The 15,330-nt window shown below is 35.6% G+C and carries 20 protein-coding genes; 12 read left to right on the top strand and 8 right to left on the bottom strand.

The features are described from left to right. Positions 1-101: 101 nt before the first annotated feature. A complete protein-coding gene (locus M2265_RS00650) occupies positions 102-878 on the top strand; it encodes a sensor histidine kinase (protein ID WP_132768640.1) in 777 nt (258 codons plus the stop codon). Between the two features lie 18 nt (positions 879-896). Then, on the top strand, positions 897-1,553 hold the full coding sequence (locus tag M2265_RS00645) for a response regulator transcription factor (RefSeq protein WP_132768642.1): 657 nt from the start codon (positions 897-899) through the stop codon (positions 1,551-1,553). Between the two features lie 295 nt (positions 1,554-1,848). Here the strand turns inward: M2265_RS00645 and M2265_RS00640 are convergent, their stop codons facing one another. Together M2265_RS00640 and M2265_RS00635 are read right to left on the bottom strand one after the other, a co-directional pair. Beyond that, the gene (locus M2265_RS00640; protein WP_132768644.1) at positions 1,849-2,820 is read right to left on the bottom strand and encodes a hypothetical protein; all 972 of its coding nucleotides are present in this window, start codon (positions 2,818-2,820) and stop codon (positions 1,849-1,851) included. 35 nt (positions 2,821-2,855) lie between these two features. Next, on the bottom strand, positions 2,856-3,452 hold the full coding sequence (locus M2265_RS00635) for a DUF4468 domain-containing protein (protein WP_165905841.1): 597 nt from the start codon (positions 3,450-3,452) through the stop codon (positions 2,856-2,858). A gap of 103 nt (positions 3,453-3,555) precedes the next feature. Between M2265_RS00635 and M2265_RS00630 the strand changes: the two genes are divergently transcribed. Both M2265_RS00630 and M2265_RS00625 read left to right on the top strand, forming a co-directional pair. Continuing rightward, the gene (locus M2265_RS00630) at positions 3,556-3,723 is read left to right on the top strand and encodes a hypothetical protein (protein WP_165905842.1); all 168 of its coding nucleotides are present in this window, start codon (positions 3,556-3,558) and stop codon (positions 3,721-3,723) included. Positions 3,724-3,883: 160 nt separating this feature from the next. Beyond that, the gene (locus M2265_RS00625; protein ID WP_132768648.1) at positions 3,884-4,837 is read left to right on the top strand and encodes a 1-phosphofructokinase family hexose kinase; all 954 of its coding nucleotides are present in this window, start codon (positions 3,884-3,886) and stop codon (positions 4,835-4,837) included. Positions 4,838-4,996: 159 nt separating this feature from the next. On the opposite strand, the gene M2265_RS00620 is transcribed toward M2265_RS00625, so the two are convergent. Continuing rightward, complete coding sequence (locus tag M2265_RS00620) at positions 4,997-5,467, bottom strand: hypothetical protein (RefSeq protein ID WP_132768650.1); 471 nt, start codon at positions 5,465-5,467, stop codon at positions 4,997-4,999. 446 nt (positions 5,468-5,913) lie between these two features. On the opposite strand from M2265_RS00620, the gene M2265_RS00615 reads away from it, so the two are divergent. From M2265_RS00615 to M2265_RS00600, 4 genes are all read left to right on the top strand, one after another. Then, a complete protein-coding gene (locus M2265_RS00615) occupies positions 5,914-6,390 on the top strand; it encodes a GNAT family N-acetyltransferase (RefSeq protein WP_132768652.1) in 477 nt (158 codons plus the stop codon). 5 nt (positions 6,391-6,395) lie between these two features. Further along, the gene (locus tag M2265_RS00610) at positions 6,396-6,914 is read left to right on the top strand and encodes a GNAT family N-acetyltransferase (RefSeq protein ID WP_132768654.1); all 519 of its coding nucleotides are present in this window, start codon (positions 6,396-6,398) and stop codon (positions 6,912-6,914) included. A 268-nt stretch (positions 6,915-7,182) separates the two neighbouring features. Beyond that, positions 7,183-7,800 carry a hypothetical protein gene (locus M2265_RS00605; protein ID WP_132768656.1) on the top strand — a complete coding sequence of 206 codons (618 nt, stop codon included), beginning with the start codon at positions 7,183-7,185 and terminating at the stop codon, positions 7,798-7,800. After that, positions 7,797-8,645 (top strand): hypothetical protein, encoded by an 849-nt coding sequence (locus M2265_RS00600; protein WP_132768658.1) that lies wholly within the window; start codon positions 7,797-7,799, stop codon positions 8,643-8,645. Before M2265_RS00605 ends, M2265_RS00600 begins: the two co-directional genes overlap by 4 nt. A gap of 56 nt (positions 8,646-8,701) precedes the next feature. Here the strand turns inward: M2265_RS00600 and M2265_RS00595 are convergent, their stop codons facing one another. From M2265_RS00595 to M2265_RS00575, 5 genes are all read right to left on the bottom strand, one after another. Then, on the bottom strand, positions 8,702-9,352 hold the full coding sequence (locus M2265_RS00595) for a transcriptional regulator (RefSeq protein WP_132768660.1): 651 nt from the start codon (positions 9,350-9,352) through the stop codon (positions 8,702-8,704). A gap of 246 nt (positions 9,353-9,598) precedes the next feature. After that, on the bottom strand, positions 9,599-10,423 hold the full coding sequence (locus M2265_RS00590) for a hypothetical protein (RefSeq protein ID WP_132768662.1): 825 nt from the start codon (positions 10,421-10,423) through the stop codon (positions 9,599-9,601). 179 nt (positions 10,424-10,602) lie between these two features. Continuing rightward, positions 10,603-11,043, bottom strand: coding sequence for a toxin-antitoxin system YwqK family antitoxin (locus M2265_RS00585; protein ID WP_021191375.1), 441 nt, complete (start codon positions 11,041-11,043; stop codon positions 10,603-10,605). Between the two features lie 199 nt (positions 11,044-11,242). Further along, positions 11,243-11,554: a helix-turn-helix domain-containing protein gene (locus M2265_RS00580; protein WP_132768664.1), complete on the bottom strand. Its 312-nt coding sequence runs from the start codon at positions 11,552-11,554 to the stop codon at positions 11,243-11,245. 102 nt (positions 11,555-11,656) lie between these two features. Continuing rightward, positions 11,657-12,892, bottom strand: coding sequence for a hypothetical protein (locus tag M2265_RS00575; RefSeq protein WP_132768666.1), 1,236 nt, complete (start codon positions 12,890-12,892; stop codon positions 11,657-11,659). A gap of 289 nt (positions 12,893-13,181) precedes the next feature. Between M2265_RS00575 and M2265_RS00570 the strand changes: the two genes are divergently transcribed. The 4 genes from M2265_RS00570 to M2265_RS00555 all read left to right on the top strand — a co-directional run bounded on the left by M2265_RS00570 (position 13,182) and on the right by M2265_RS00555 (position 15,271). Next, positions 13,182-13,577 (top strand): hypothetical protein, encoded by a 396-nt coding sequence (locus M2265_RS00570; RefSeq protein ID WP_132768668.1) that lies wholly within the window; start codon positions 13,182-13,184, stop codon positions 13,575-13,577. A gap of 273 nt (positions 13,578-13,850) precedes the next feature. Continuing rightward, positions 13,851-14,432, top strand: a complete 582-nt coding sequence (locus M2265_RS00565) for a hypothetical protein (RefSeq protein WP_132768670.1) — start codon at positions 13,851-13,853, stop codon at positions 14,430-14,432. A 270-nt stretch (positions 14,433-14,702) separates the two neighbouring features. Then, positions 14,703-14,924: a hypothetical protein gene (locus M2265_RS00560; protein WP_132768672.1), complete on the top strand. Its 222-nt coding sequence runs from the start codon at positions 14,703-14,705 to the stop codon at positions 14,922-14,924. Positions 14,925-15,043: 119 nt separating this feature from the next. Next, the gene (locus M2265_RS00555; protein WP_132768674.1) at positions 15,044-15,271 is read left to right on the top strand and encodes a hypothetical protein; all 228 of its coding nucleotides are present in this window, start codon (positions 15,044-15,046) and stop codon (positions 15,269-15,271) included. The last annotated feature ends 59 nt before the right edge of the window (positions 15,272-15,330 follow it).

The following is a 15,330-nucleotide window of genomic DNA, read 5'->3' as shown; positions in this document are numbered from 1 at the left end:
CTGATCAGGGATCAATTATCACAATTTCAGCACTCTATTCGGTATATTATTTTCAACGTACTTAATATAACTTTATACTGTTGCTGGTCATACGCTTTTATATGCAGATATCATCAAAGGAAATCCTCGTCTTAATCAGTATAATAACGGTTATTTTCTTAACGATCCCGTTATTTCTGATTGCTTATATCAGGCTTTACAACGAGCGGAAGAATAAACATGCGGAAGAAAAAAGAAACTTGAAAAGCGCGTTCGAAAACGAACTTCTAAAATCTCAAATAGAAGTTCAGGAACAAACTTTAAAAACCATAGCTTACGATTTACACGACAATATCGGTCAAATTTTGGGCTTAACTGTCATTACGTTAAGCTCTATTGATCTAGAAAATAGAGAAAAGGCTGCCGAGAAAATCAGTACTGCCGAGGAATTAACGAAAAGATCCATAAAAGCCATTAGGTCAATTTCGCGATTATTACATGGTGAAGAATTGTTAAGCCGCGGATTGACAGGGGCTATTGCATTTGAGTTGGAATGGCTGGAAAAATCAGAGCTTTTTACAATAACCTATCTCAACAACGCAAAAGACCTAAAAGCGCAACCTGAAAAGGAAACCATTATCTTCCGGCTTTTTCAGGAAATTCTAAATAATATCCTCAAGCACGCCCAAGCCACACAAATTACCATTAGTTTAGAATTATCGAACAACGTTTTAACGTTATCCCTAGCAGACAATGGTATTGGCTTTGAAGTAAATCAACAATATGAAGGCATGGGTTTGCAGAACATCCAGAAAAGAGCAGCAATGATTAACGGAAATGCCCTATTTAGTTCCAAACCTGGATCAGGTACCAAAATCGTTATTACTATACCTTATTAATATCTTATCTATTTTATTATGACTGCCGATAAAATCATATCAATCGCAATTATTGACGACCATACCCTCTTCCGTCAGGGCATGATCAGCCTGCTTTCTGAATTTAAAGAGATCCAGATTGTTTTTAATGCCTCCAACGGTAAAGAGATGAAAGATAAAATTGTATGCAATCCAATTCCAGAAGTTATTTTGATGGATATCAACATGCCTGTCATGGATGGTTACGAATCAACAAGCTGGCTGAAGGCAAACTATCCTCAAATCAAAGTGCTCGCTTTAAGCATGTTTGATGAAGATAAATCAATTATCAAAATGCTTAAAAACGGCGCAGGAGGATATTTGCTTAAAGAATCTAAAACAAGTGAGGTTGTAGCGGCGATAAAAACAATTAACGACCATGGCTATTTCCTTAACGATCTTGTTTCTGGGAGATTATTAAGAAATATTCAGGACAACAAATCCGGTCAAAATATTTTAGCGGATTTGAGTGCGAATGAAATTAAATTTTTACAGCTTTGCTGTTCAGAAGATACCTATAAAGAAATAGCTGATCAAATGAATTTAAGCCCCCATACGATTGATAATTACAGACAAAATCTGTTTCAAAAATTTGAAATAAAATCAAGAACCGGACTGGTGCTGTTTGCTTTAAAAAACGAGTTGTTTGTTTTATAAAACTGTAATCCGATAAAAAATAAGCCATCTCATAGTCAAGATGGCTTATTAAATTTTTATTTCCATCTGTTAATAGGGAAATTAGAAAGATCTTAAGTAGTCTATTAAAAACTAACAAAAATATACATTACCAATTACTGATCGTATTCGATTTATCAATAATCTGTTTTAAGAGCGTATTAAGATGAGCATTCTCTGGTGAGCTTGCTGCAATTAAAAAGCTTCAATGCATCTGACAAGGATCTCAAATTCAAGGGCTAAGTACTGCATCACATAACCACTAATAACCAACTTATTACGTATTATTATTTTTTAGGATATATTCCTTACTTTTTTCTTTAAACCAATTATTTAGCTTTTCAATTCTACTTTTATTGAAGTCCATAAACCTATAGTCAAGTGATGTCAAAGTATCCATTGCTGTTAAAAAATAAAATTGCTCTGCTTTTAGTTTCGTGTTAATTTCTTTCAGTAATAACTCTTCTAACATGGGCAAGGTTTGCAGAATTTCGGGATTCTCCCAAACTTTCATACAATCAAATTCCAATTTTTTCAACTTTGTGAGTTTAGCTAAGCTTGGTAAGGTCTCTACTCTTGTAGCACCAAGTCTTAAAGACTGTAAGTTGTGAAAGTCTGCCAAAAAATCAACATTTTCTAACATTTTTATCGAAGTAATGCTCAGGTTGATCAGGGTCTCCTTATTAATTTGGTTAAAATCACTTGACGTTATACAATTATCAATACTCAAATGCCTAATATTGTTCAAAGTTTTGAAAAAACTAAACGAATTAATTGTAGTAGATAAATGCAGATTAGTCAATTTATTACAACTTGACAAAGGCTCTAACGCCATAAATTTTCCTGTCAAACTAATATTGGTCAGATGATTTAATTTTTCAATAAAGGAAAGATCAAGCTTTTTTTTAGGTTCAAGTCGTAAACTTGTCAGTTGCACCATTTCTGCAACTTCTTGTAAAGAAGTATTATTAAAACCATTGAAATAAAGCTTTTTGACATTACCCATTTTTGTCAATAATGACAATTCTTCATTTGTTATGATGCGATTATCAGCAACACTCCAAACATGAAGTATTAAATCTGGTCTTACCTTAAAAACGATTTCATTTAGTTCTTTTAATACTGATAATTCTTCCGCTCCAAAAGCAAATGTTACAGAAGCATTAGGTCGCAATATTTGAATTGCATCATTCATTTTAACGTTTGTCCAAGGAACTCCGTTCATGGAATGAATCCATTTTTCTGCCATAACTTATCCTAACGAAAACCTATTTTAAACACTTATTACCAATTACTGATTGTATTCGATTTATCAATAATCTGTTTTACGATTGCATTAAGATGAGTATTCAGTCCATTGGTAGCATCTTCTAAAATCAATTTGCCATTTTGGTCATAAATCGCCACTCGATCGTTCTTGCCTTTAACAAGATTTAGCGTCGTCCAGCCACTATTGCCATAGCCTCTTCCAGCTCTGAAAGTTCCTTCGTACCATCTTTTAAGTTCAAAAGTAGGACTGTTGACCCGAATCTTGCCATCTTTAAAAAGAAAGGACAAGGTATACGACAGGTCATATTTATAATTCGTTTTTCCAAAACCACCACTGCTATGTCTCACAGGTATGGCTTTTTCTTCATATGCTGTCAGTGTAATACTTTCACCTTCCAGGACACTGAGACCTTTTTGAGGATTGCTGTACAGCGAATTTATGGCATTGAGTACATTCTTGTACAAATCCGCCTGTTTTACGTTAGGAACATCTACGACAGCAAAATCTTTATTGTCGTTGGATACAAAACCGTTGGCTGTTAGTTTAAAATATTGCGCAAAACTCAGCTGTGTAACCAGCAAAAGTATCACCATACCTAGCATTTTCTTCATATTCATCATCTTGAAAATTTTCAATTCTACCTTTGTTGCTGGATTCGTGATTTAAATCATGAATAATCCAATTTGGATCAACAAAAATATAATTATTTGTCAAATGGCAAAAAATAAGTTTTTAGAGATGCGTGATTTTCAGAAGGCCACGTTTTTATTTTATGGTAAATTACCAATCATTGATCGTTCCAGATTTATCAACAATTTGTTTTATAAGCGACCTGAAATATGGGCGAATGCACAACAGCCGTTTGGCAAAATAAAACACTAAAAACCGAAAGCATGACCGCTAAAAAGGTATTGCCAAAAGAGGGGCTGAAGGAAATCTATTAAACTTTTTAACTATATTTGAGTAGGTATTTCTATTAAATGGCGATGTTAAAAATCCCCGTGGCAACTTTATGATTCGCCAACAGCTAAATATAAACAAAATGTCAAAATCAGTCCTAACCATAACATTAAACCCCTGCATTGATAAAAGCAGTACGGTTAAAGGGCTTGTACCCGAAAAGAAACTGCGTTGTGAAGCTCCAAAATATGAACCCGGTGGCGGAGGTATTAATGTATCACGGGCATTAAAAAGATTAGGGATAGCATCAACTACAATTCTTACATCGGGAGGCAGGACAGGGAAACTTCTTGAAGAGCTTTTGCAAAAGGAAGAACTTGATATTTTGCCTTTGCCGGTTGGAAATGAAACAAGAGAAAACTTTATTGTTGTAGATACTTTAAATAATCAACAATTCAGGTTCGGTTTTCCGGGGCAACCTATATCTGAGGAAGAACAAATCAATATTTTAAGAACTATTGAAAGCATAAGTACTTTTCCCGAAATAACAATTATAAGCGGCAGCTTACCTGAACAAGTTAAACCGGACTTTATAAAGGACATTATTCAGATATGTAAGCACAAAAACAGCAAAGTCATTGTAGACACCTCTGGTAAAGCATTGGAAATAGCTGTGAACGAGGGTGTTTTTCTCGTGAAGCCTAATATTGGAGAGTTAGCAGCTCTTTCAGGAAAAAGCGAATTGACCGAAACCACAATGGATGAAGCCGCCAAAAATTTGATACAAAACGGTAAAGCGGAAATAATTGTTGTTTCTTTAGGTGCTAAAGGTGCTGTACTGTATTCTGAAAAAGGAAAGATACAAAAAGCTGCTCCGCTTGTGAAGATCCGTAGTACGGTCGGAGCAGGAGATAGTATGGTCGCAGGTATGGTTTCTGTTATGGTAAATGAGGGAAATGCGGAAGAAATATTGCGTATGGGCATTGCTTGTGGTACAGCGACCACAATGGCAGAAGGAACTGGGCTTTTTTTGAAGGAAGACGTAGATAATTTATACCAATATCTCCTCCAAAAGCATAAGGGCAATGGTAAATAATCAACCGGTTTAGATGTGAAAAATATGGTAAGATTACTCAAATAAAAAAGTCTTGCAGCATTTATGTGAATATCATCCGTGAAAACTTTATCATTAAAAAACCTTTTACATGATTGTAAACGTTTTTTTAAAGTACCGTCCATATGTCTTATTAAACTGCTATAACCCCAGTGAATCTTTGATCTGTTTGTTAGATTCTCTTAAAATTGAATCCACGTTTGTATAATTGTTTTCTTTGAAAAATTTATTATTATTGATCAAATCTTTTTGGATTAATTCATAATATTCAACAGGAATTCCTTTAGCTACAAATTCTTTTTCATTTAAGTTGAACACCATTTTGTTGTCTTTTACAGCAAGATTTTCATAAAGCACAATTGAAAGCTTTTTTAGCAAAGCATTTTGTTCTGGAGTTCGTAGACTATCAGGTGTCTGCTGCGCATAATGATAATCAGGTCTAAAATAGGGCTCTTCCTCCTTAGTTTTCGTTACTTTTTTATTTTCTACTGTTCTATTACTATTCTGGCAAGAGAATAATATTAAAATTATAAATGGAATAAAAATAAGCTTTTTCATACTAACAAGATAACCATTTTTATGTTGTTGCCTTCCAATTTGCTTTACCTCCATTAGAATCAGTAGTTTGAAAGGTAAGATTAACAGAGATATTTGAAATATCAAGACCTACATCTATTGAAGTCCATGATACATGGCTTCCTTACATATTTATGAATTGACTTTCCGAATAACAGGTTGGAATACTTCCGAACTTTCCATTTTGAGACTTTAAGATACTTAGCAACATTATCCATAACATCCGCGGAATCACTTTTAATGCACCACTATACAACTCACCATATTGTTACTTATGCAAAAAACGCATTAAATAATAGTAAAATAGCATTTTTTTGCATTAATACATTTGATACTTTTACACTTAGAAAGAGGATAAGGTATATTTAAAATTAGATAATAACTAAGCTTAAAATCACATCTATTGTATTTAGAATCATGATATACGAATTATCCCATAGATCAATTCAAATACAAAAAAACTTCAATTCAACATTAAAAATATGAATGTAAACCATCCAGAAATAAAAATACGCAAGGCAGTTGCTGCCGACAGTGAAAAGCTGTGGCTTCTGATGAAAGAATTGGCAGTCTTTGAAAGTTACATCGAATCTTTTGCTATTACACCAGATATCGTTTTAGAAAGTGGCTTTAAAAAAAGTCCTCCTGACTTTTACGCTATCGTTGCTGTAGATGGGGATTCACTCGTAGGTATGCTGGTATATTACTTTCTTCCGTATACGGCACAGAACAGACCGTCGATCTATTTAAAAGAACTATTTGTGGATACCAATTACAGAGGTCAAAAAATCGGAGAACAGTTAATGAACGCATTACGTATCGAAGCTGAGCATAACAACTGTGCACAAATAAAATGGACCGTAGCACCTTGGAACGAATCTGGAAAAAAATTCTACGAACGGCTGGGTGCAAATGAGAATACAGAATGGTTAAACTATGAATGGAACATTTCAAAATAAAAAACATGGAAAAAATCAATATAAAAAAGGTCACTTTAAGTGATATAAAAGATTTACAAAAAATTGGAAAACAAACGTTTTTCGAAACATTTTCCGAAAGCAATTCGGAAGAAAATATGAAAAAATATCTTGAAGAAGGTTTTTCAGTAGATAAGTTGACAGAAGAACTGACCAATCCGTATTCAGAGTTTTATTTTGCTTTAGATAACCAGGAAGTAATAGGATACTTAAAACTAAATGTTGGAGAATCTCAAACTGAAGAGCAGCATCACGAAAGCTTGGAAATAGAAAGGATTTACGTGCTGCAGGATTATCACGGAAAAAAAATCGGTCAGATTCTTTACGAAAAAGCACTACAGATCGCATTGGAAAGAAAATCTGAATATGTATGGTTAGGTGTTTGGGAAGAGAACCCGAGAGCGATAAGCTTCTACAAAAAAAATGGTTTTATAGAGTTTGACAAACACATATTTGTTCTAGGTGACGATGAGCAAACTGATATCATGATGAAAAAAATGCTGTAGTCATCTTTTAATATGAAAAGTAAAAATCTGTTTATACCGCTTCTGATTCTTGGAACAGCTTTTTGGGGCATTTCATTTCCGGTCACAAAGACTGCCATAGGGAGCGGGTCATCATAAAACTGGTTTTCTATAGACTTATAGCAAAATAAAATATTCCCAACAAAGAGAATTTAATTTTGTTAATCTATTTTACAATCACTACATTTATAAAGAAAACCAAATATGATGTAAGCAAAAATAGAGCTTTTAACTTTATAAGTTTAATGAAATGAAGATTCCCGCTATCAATATTCGATATATCCTTATATTTTTCCTAGGAGCTATCGTATTCCAATCCTGTACAAAAACAACGCCCGAAGAACCAAAAGTAATACCTCAGCCAGAACCTGAGAAAGGTCCAGACCCGATCAAGGATCAGACATATGTTTACAGCACGGAGAGCCTATTGGAATTTGGCCTTTATCAAAATAATGAGTTGCTATCTTCATTTGCACAAAGTGATCAAGATAAGAACTTCAAGAACCGTCCAAAATATTTCAGACCTCAGGCCATGACCCTCAAAAAGGATTCATTGTTTATTTCCAAAGCTGGTGGCTATAAGGAGTCGTATAAAATAAAATGGGAAAAAGAAGATTTGTTTATTTATCAGGATCAAGACAAGGATTGGAAACACTTTGCTACCAAGAATGACAAAAATGAGATCTCATTAAATATCGCACTCTATAACAGTCAATTAAAAAGTGAGAATTCCAATGCCCTCCGCTCGGGTCAGCTTTATAATCCATCGTCGATAAATGAAATATTGAGTGATAAAAGTAGAGCCGAAATGAAAACGATCTGGTTAAAAATCAAGGTTATTTATGTACCCGAAAATGTAAAGTCATGAAAGTAAAAATACTCATCATATTATTGCACCTATTTTGTTTAAATGTCATAGCACAAGAAGTCGACGATGACAGAGACAGGATTTTCACCAATAAAAATATTGAGAAACTATACCTGGGTGCAATTATGAAGATCAGTTCGCTCAATGCAGATAATTATGAATTTGTCGAAGCTGCAAACCTCCCGCCTGTAGACTATTTACAAACAACAGATGTCACGCTCATAGTTCCGAGCAAATCTGCGATGATCAAATTTATACTGAAAGATATTGAGGGCAATGACCTCTCAACAATAGTCAGCGAATCGTCACCCCATACCCGAAAAGTAGCATCGTATGAAAAGTTAGGGGCATTTTTTGGTCAAAAGATAAATCCAGAAATAATGCTTGCCGTCAACCCAAAAGCTAAAAATTCCAAACCGATTTATGCTGCAAAATTCACCAATCTTATCTATAGTTTAGATTGTATGCCTGATTATGCCAAAGCAAGAGCACATGTTGCTATGAAAGGTCGTGACCCACAGGACTATATGTATGTTGATGGAATCTCCTTTGGAAGAGCCGCATCAATTTTCATTGAGTCTGATGCGGACTATGAAACGATAAAAGCATTGATAGAAAAAAAATATTATAAAAGAGCAGTAACCGAGCAGGACGAGGCAATCTTGGCAAATTCAACCATTCATTTCCAAATTTCGGATACAAAGCAAGTAGACCTTCAGGACGGAGACCCCTTTGAAATCCTTCGTCATTATCTGACTACCCCTATCACAAAAGAGGATTTCCTAAGACCAATCTGGTTTACTGGAGCTGATTTAAAAGATGGCTATATGGTAGTTACACCGTAGAAATATTTGAACATGATCACATTTCAATGATTACAGCTTGGCACAAAGTATAAAACCTAATTACGCATTGGATAAGATGGCGCCGGATAATCCCTGTCGACATGCATTTTGTTGATCAAAATATCGTTGATCCGTTCACGCATGCGCTTATCATCGACCGAGATTTTTAAAATTTTGTTGCTATAATAGGTATCGCTTTTAAATTCGCTTTCTATTTTATTGGCAAATGTGGGAGCCAGCGATTTATATGCAAATGAAAGCTCAGTTTCGTTTTCTGCTATTTTTTTTACGGTCAGTGTCCAGATAAACCCGTATTCAAAAAATAAAAAGCTTTTTTTTATCGGCACAAACTGCGTTTTTTTGCCTTTTAACTTGTAATTATAGAGCATATAAATACTTGGTTTGGAAACGTCTTTTGCTGCCGCTGCGACCAGCTTATTATACTCTTTTTCGTTGTCAACAAGTATTTCAGTACTTAAACCTTTCTCCTGGATTTCAAAGGTAGCAGTAGTATCTGTATGCGCCAGGGCTTTAACCTCCATATCCTGATCAATGTACCAGCCGGGCATATCAGGGATAGCATCTTTTACACGTTCAAAACTTGCCTTTAATTTGGTTGGGAGCAATTTACTGGTCACCGTTTGCGCACGCAGACCATTCGCTGCAGCGATAAAAAGAAGCATTATACAAAGATATTTTCTCATCATGATTATATTCATTTAGCAATACTAAGAACTCCCGTAAATTACAAGTTTTATCGCTGGCAATCTATGACCAATTTATATTTGAGGGTCATCGTTTACAATTCGTAAGGTATTTGTCTCCATTCGTGCTCTTTGATATTATATACGCCACTACCCGGCAGACGAATTGTTGTACAACTTAGCATCTGATTGTCAGTGACAATGGAGATGTTTTCTTTTTTCACAACAGCTGTCACTCCCTAAATTGCTTTATTGTTTTCCTTTTGGAAGACTTAAAATCTCTTGGTTAAACTCTTTTGTCAAAACCGGTAACAAGTCATCATAATCGAACAACACCATTGGGGTAATTTGGATGTGCTCAACAGGATACCAATTTTTTGCAAACGTTAGTAAAGCTTGTCTTGCTTTTTCGATCTGCCCTGTCAGATAAAAAAGTCTTGCGGCATTTATGTGGATATTATCTAGGAAAATTTTAGCAGCAAACTTTTCATAATAGGCTAGACTTTCGTCCGTATTTCCTGACTCTAACATAAAGTGAAGCAGGTATTCCGCTCCTTTTTCACTATCAAATGTCAATTTTGGACGATACTGCTTCAGTTGTGCAATAAATTCCTCAGTTGATTTACCGTCATTTATAATTTTAATCGGTTTATCCCAAATACTCAAGATGTTTTCTCCCTTTAGTTTAGATAAATGACGTTCAATTTGAAACCTATAAGTGCGTATCTGATGTTCAGGTAAATTTAATTTTTCTTTTTCAATTAAGAAATTGCTGTAAAAAGTCTCTGCTCTTGAAATACTTCCCGTAATTAAAGCCGTATTCGTGTATGCAGAAAAGTGCTCACTTAAAACGTTTCCAGCATACCATTGGTCATTAAATGGCAAACCACTTTCATCGTTTGTCATCGCGATTTCGTAATTGCTGTTGAAGTAATTTATCTCCGCATGAACTATAGCTTTCTGAGGTTCAAAGCCTTTTATTTGCTCTAACTGCTCTAGACCAATTTCAATTTGTCCACTTCGTAAAGTGTCCAAAATATCTCGTAATTTTTTCGGTATTTTTACTATGCTCATGTATTTTTTTCAGTATGGATACTTTTCTAAATTAGATCTGTAATGGGCTTTATTTTCATATTATGGCTTCCTAATTTTCCCATTACTTCTCTAATGAGTTTTTCTCAAGAAAGTACAAGAAATAAATAGTTTTCATTAATTCCTACATATTGAACAGAGCTAGAATTCATCTTATGTTTCTAATCTTGTTTAACATCATTGAGATAATACTCCCGCTTATTAATAGACCCATCAGCATGGTATACAATGCACTCCCCATTTTTTCTTCCTTTTTTAAATTCTGTAGTTATCAATAATACTCCATCTGTGTAAATCTCTGTCATGCCGTCCAATTTCCCGTCCACGATTTGATTTCTAATGTAAATATCTCCATTATCATCGTAGATCGTTATCTCTTGGCTGCGATCTTTTCTAAATAGCGTTTTACTTCTAGCCAGACCATTGTCCGTAATCAACTGAGTGACAAGAAAACCATCTTCATAAACTGATGTTATAGCAGAGCCATCAACAGCGGTCCAGTTGAAAGCTCCAGAATATGGGGTCTTTGGATCATCCTCTCTATAGGTGATTCCATTCGAGATTATAATTTTAAATGGGCTATTTAAATTTTCTTTAGACATCTTTTATTTTTAAATAAGACAATGTTCACTCCTATTAATTTTGATCATCTTAAGCACGCATCAATCCCCTCCAGGCTCCTGTTGTACGACAATTGGTCATTTTAAATTACCGATTATGTTTTAAAAGAACAAGTTATCAAATTTAAATATAAAAAAAGTCATGCTTTCTTTTGATCGCATGACTTTTATACTAAAATCACTAAATTCTTCCTCTTCTCCTACCTTCTTTCATTTGTCTGTCCAGATCAGATAGACAGTAATAGTGTCGCTTCCCTTTTCTTCGCGGTATCAACTCCCCCTGTTTCACCCAACGGTAATAGGTCGCCTCCGAAATCTTCAACAGATCGATCACCTGATTGATATCCAGTAAATCAGACAGATGTGAAAGGTCGGTTTCCGCATCGGGAAGATCGCCTCTCGAGAGAGATGCTTCATACTGTTGCACAGATTTTTCCAACAATTGGGTAATGATCTCCAGCTGTTGGCAGATTCGTTCAATAAAACTTAACATAAAAAATGACTGTTAATGTCCGGTACCGAATCTATGGGGTTCCAGTTAACGGTTGCACAACCTGAAAGCCCAATACCTTACTGTTAAAGATAAATTTATCGCCTACTTATTTTTGCCAAATGTATCGTACAATCGTGCTGCATCCATTTTAAGTAAACAATCAGGTTTCCAAAAATTTTTGAAGCTGTCTCTAAAATGTCTAGACAGTAATAGTTTCTTCAATTTATGATGCTTCACCCTTTCGTCCAAAACATTTTGACAGAGATCATCGATCAATATATTGAATTTACCGACCCCAGCCACACCAGGTAAGAATTTTCCATTACAATACAACATATTTAAGGTAACATCTGCATTCACCGTCACCATCCAGGGATTACGAAACAGTATCGCGGCTTCCTCATCTTCTAAAACCCATTTTTCACCAGAAACGTAAACACCAAGATTATATTTTTGAAATTTGAGTATGAGCATCACTTCATATACCCGGCGCACACCTCCTGACGGCACAGCATGAGACAGATGCCTGTCCCAGATAAAATGCATCAATGTATCCATGATCCTCGACTCTGTCCACGCTAATGGCCATTTTCCATTCGCATCAAGTTCATATTTCTGAAGCGATGGAAACATTTTAGTAGGCTTCTCAGCCTCCTGATCGCTCAGAAGATCTAACTGCGTTTTTAAAGCTATATTTTCAGCTTTCATATCCTTAACCAGGTCATCATTATTTTCCTGCATATGTTTCAAATGCACATGATGTTGCAGCAGATTGTTATGATCGCTGGACAGTTCATGGTGGTGCTGTTGCAATTCTTGATAAGCACTGTCCAAAACCGCCCGTTCATGCAGCAAAGCATGATGATCCAGCAAGGCTTTTCTCGTATTATGAAACGGAAGAAGTGATGTTTGTGGACGAGCAAACAATAAACAGCAGTAACCAAGCAGCGGTGTAATGAAAAACCAGAAGTCAGCTCTAAAATAGGCCATAGAAAATATAGACTTGCCAGTCTTAAGACCTATTGCCACATGTAGTGCCATCATATGCAAGGCCACAATTACACTTGTTGCCAACAGTACAAATAATATAAACTGCCACTTCCTTTGTAGCTTGTATAAACTATTAAAGTCAGTATACCAAAAATTAATGAACCAGGACAACAACATGAGGTATACGAAAAGAAGTGGCACAGTCATGAGCACGATTGTGCGGAAAGGAACACTTTTCAATCGAGCCATGGGATCATGCCATGAACTACCCAGATTGATGAGCAAAGTACATAACAGAACACCAACAGTGTAAAACAAAAATTTGCGTAAAAATCGAGCAGACTCCATAAGATAAAGTAAGGTTGGCTATAGGCTTAAATAATACAGGCGACAATAAACATTAAATTTAAACATATTTATTGCGTATTACAATACTAAGAGTGAATTACGTAGTGAATATTAACTATTTAGAAGCAATAAGACGTTAAGTATCCACTTTATTACACATACAGCACATACATAAACATTTTTAATAATATACACTATAGTGTATATTGTGGAAATATCCCCTTAAAAGCCCTTGATGAGCACAATATTTGTTTTTTTATTTGTGGTTCATTAAAACCTAAAAACCAAAATGAAAAAAAATTTCGACAATGCAGGCGTTGCTTCATTTCATATGGAATTATTTCTAATGAACATTGTCCAACGTCAAGACATCATTGATCTAGCACGAACGGATCTTGCAAAATTGCTTTTAGATTATTTCGACATGAGCCCAAGCCAGCAAGCATACATTGCCACTATGACACCAGCATTTAAGTTGACGACCGGAAACGGTATTGCTGAAACCTGGGAATCGGGACAGTATATCCAATTTCAAAAAGACGCTAAACCTCCGGGAGACCATTACAAAGATATGGTCGTCCTCGACCCAAATATGATCATTAACACAGCTGATCAATCAAATCAAGAGCAGTCTGCCCCCATCCGCCTACCCATTTCCATCTGGATCAGATATCATCTGCAGTAGTTGCCCCGTTAAAGGAATATTGTACCGATCACAATTCCTTCCTTTAATCTCCCAAAAAACCAATAAACTACGAATAATGATTGTTTTGAGCTGATTGGAATAGCCCTATCATCGACCGGATCTAAAAATCCGGTCGGTAACGGGTTCTATAGTACTGATTGACCATGAGTATAACTAACCCATTTTTAACATACTACACGTTGGCAGGCAACCGTCTTTGAATAAAAATCTATTTTTCAAAGGCGATCAACTGTCCCTATAAATTTACTGATCATGCAAAGATTACAAGATTACTTTTCAGGCTATGTTGCATTACCCGAAGAAGTAATAAACTTTCTGTCCCAAAACGGTAAGATCAAGCATTACAAAAAAGAGGAGTATTACATCAGGGAAAACGATATAAAACATTCCTCAGCCTTTCTCCTTGAAGGTTTGCTTTCTTACGAACTGTTAAATAAAAAAATGAAAATCCAGATTGAGCGTATCGGCACTGTCAATCAATATATTGAAGGCACAAAACATCTTTACAGTCGATCATCTGCGGAGGTCGCTATTCGATTTTTAGCGGATAGCACCGTCTATGAAATCAACAATGAAATCCTCCAGGAAGGAATAGGACGATATCCCGAACTGAATCATCTCAACCATATTTTGAAACAACAGGCGCTCAATACGATAAAAGTATACATCCGTATTCCAAAATTAGACCGGGAAGAACGATTAGTATTTCTATATGCCAAGATCCCGCAGCTCATAGGAAAATTAACGGTAGATCAGATGTGTAGCCTTTTAGGATATACTGATCATCGGCAATACTATGCTGCTTTAAAATATTGGCACAATAAAGATCATTAGCAAATTAAAAGTTTGAGTTATAACACAAAGAGGAAAAGCAAAGCCGCTGTAATTTTGAAATAGATTATTGAAGCAATGATACAGCAAGATTATTAAAAATCAGGCAAATTGAAAGTTTGAGTTATAACACAAAGAGAAAAAACAAAGCTGCTGTAATTTTGAAATAAGAGATTGATGAAATAAAGAGATTGCAAAACAACCATGCCTCCTTAGTTCCAGAAGACTAAGGGGACTCATGAATCAACTAAGAAAAAATTAAAATAAACGATCATGCAAGAGCAGACAAATAGAAAAAGACAATTTGGAAAACCACCATACAGAAAAGGGTTAGCAGGTGTATACTATGCAACCACAGCGATATGCTGCAGGATGGCTGACCGAATTGGGCATCGCCATCATTCTTTGATAGGTAGCTGTTGTTGCGCTGGTCCAGTCCGAGATGCACATGGACGTAGATTTACGAACTTCCCCATTGGTGGGGGTACGGAATAAAACAAAACAGTGTGGTCGAATGAAACAATGTCCCGAAGCCACAAATACTGCTAGCACACTTAAGAGTGAGCTGGGGCCAATTACACCTAAATGAATTAGTTATAATAACGGAAATAGATATGTCCTGGTTCTCATTAGACTCCAATGGCAGCCCTATCGATCCAAATGACTATCAATTAGAAAGCACGCCTCCTATAGGCTGTGATGGTACTGATCAAATCTGTGCAGTGCAAGCAACACCAGGTCCAGGAAATATTCCTGTACTATCAGCGGCATTGAAAGATGAAATGATCACGGCATTACATAATAGGACAGCGTCTACTAATGTGAAGTTACGGACTGCATAGGTTCAGCCACTTAAAAAAATGCTTAGGAACTGGGTTCCGAAGCGAAATATAAAGATTTA

The sequence above is a fragment of the Sphingobacterium kitahiroshimense genome, assembly GCF_025961315.1.
In the GTDB taxonomy this organism is placed as follows: Bacteria; Bacteroidota; Bacteroidia; order Sphingobacteriales; family Sphingobacteriaceae; genus Sphingobacterium; species Sphingobacterium anhuiense.
The sequence above is the reverse complement of the archived record's forward strand: the minus strand, read 5'-3'. Positions and strand labels throughout refer to the sequence as shown.

What these genes read in the sequence shown, in the direction of transcription:
- M2265_RS00650 (WP_132768640.1), top strand. Translation starts at nt 102, where the DNA reads ATGCAGATATCATCAAAGGAAATCCTCGTCTTAATCAGTATAATAACG.
- M2265_RS00645 (WP_132768642.1), top strand. Translation starts at nt 897, where the DNA reads ATGACTGCCGATAAAATCATATCAATCGCAATTATTGACGACCATACC.
- M2265_RS00640 (WP_132768644.1), bottom strand. Translation starts at nt 2,820, where the DNA reads ATGGCAGAAAAATGGATTCATTCCATGAACGGAGTTCCTTGGACAAAC.
- M2265_RS00635 (WP_165905841.1), bottom strand. Translation starts at nt 3,452, where the DNA reads ATGAAGAAAATGCTAGGTATGGTGATACTTTTGCTGGTTACACAGCTG.
- M2265_RS00630 (WP_165905842.1), top strand. Translation starts at nt 3,556, where the DNA reads ATGGCAAAAAATAAGTTTTTAGAGATGCGTGATTTTCAGAAGGCCACG.
- M2265_RS00625 (WP_132768648.1), top strand. Translation starts at nt 3,884, where the DNA reads ATGTCAAAATCAGTCCTAACCATAACATTAAACCCCTGCATTGATAAA.
- M2265_RS00620 (WP_132768650.1), bottom strand. Translation starts at nt 5,467, where the DNA reads ATGGAGGTAAAGCAAATTGGAAGGCAACAACATAAAAATGGTTATCTT.
- M2265_RS00615 (WP_132768652.1), top strand. Translation starts at nt 5,914, where the DNA reads ATGAATGTAAACCATCCAGAAATAAAAATACGCAAGGCAGTTGCTGCC.
- M2265_RS00610 (WP_132768654.1), top strand. Translation starts at nt 6,396, where the DNA reads ATGGAAAAAATCAATATAAAAAAGGTCACTTTAAGTGATATAAAAGAT.
- M2265_RS00605 (WP_132768656.1), top strand. Translation starts at nt 7,183, where the DNA reads ATGAAGATTCCCGCTATCAATATTCGATATATCCTTATATTTTTCCTA.
- M2265_RS00600 (WP_132768658.1), top strand. Translation starts at nt 7,797, where the DNA reads ATGAAAGTAAAAATACTCATCATATTATTGCACCTATTTTGTTTAAAT.
- M2265_RS00595 (WP_132768660.1), bottom strand. Translation starts at nt 9,352, where the DNA reads ATGATGAGAAAATATCTTTGTATAATGCTTCTTTTTATCGCTGCAGCG.
- M2265_RS00590 (WP_132768662.1), bottom strand. Translation starts at nt 10,423, where the DNA reads ATGAGCATAGTAAAAATACCGAAAAAATTACGAGATATTTTGGACACT.
- M2265_RS00585 (WP_021191375.1), bottom strand. Translation starts at nt 11,043, where the DNA reads ATGTCTAAAGAAAATTTAAATAGCCCATTTAAAATTATAATCTCGAAT.
- M2265_RS00580 (WP_132768664.1), bottom strand. Translation starts at nt 11,554, where the DNA reads ATGTTAAGTTTTATTGAACGAATCTGCCAACAGCTGGAGATCATTACC.
- M2265_RS00575 (WP_132768666.1), bottom strand. Translation starts at nt 12,892, where the DNA reads ATGGAGTCTGCTCGATTTTTACGCAAATTTTTGTTTTACACTGTTGGT.
- M2265_RS00570 (WP_132768668.1), top strand. Translation starts at nt 13,182, where the DNA reads ATGAAAAAAAATTTCGACAATGCAGGCGTTGCTTCATTTCATATGGAA.
- M2265_RS00565 (WP_132768670.1), top strand. Translation starts at nt 13,851, where the DNA reads ATGCAAAGATTACAAGATTACTTTTCAGGCTATGTTGCATTACCCGAA.
- M2265_RS00560 (WP_132768672.1), top strand. Translation starts at nt 14,703, where the DNA reads ATGCAAGAGCAGACAAATAGAAAAAGACAATTTGGAAAACCACCATAC.
- M2265_RS00555 (WP_132768674.1), top strand. Translation starts at nt 15,044, where the DNA reads ATGTCCTGGTTCTCATTAGACTCCAATGGCAGCCCTATCGATCCAAAT.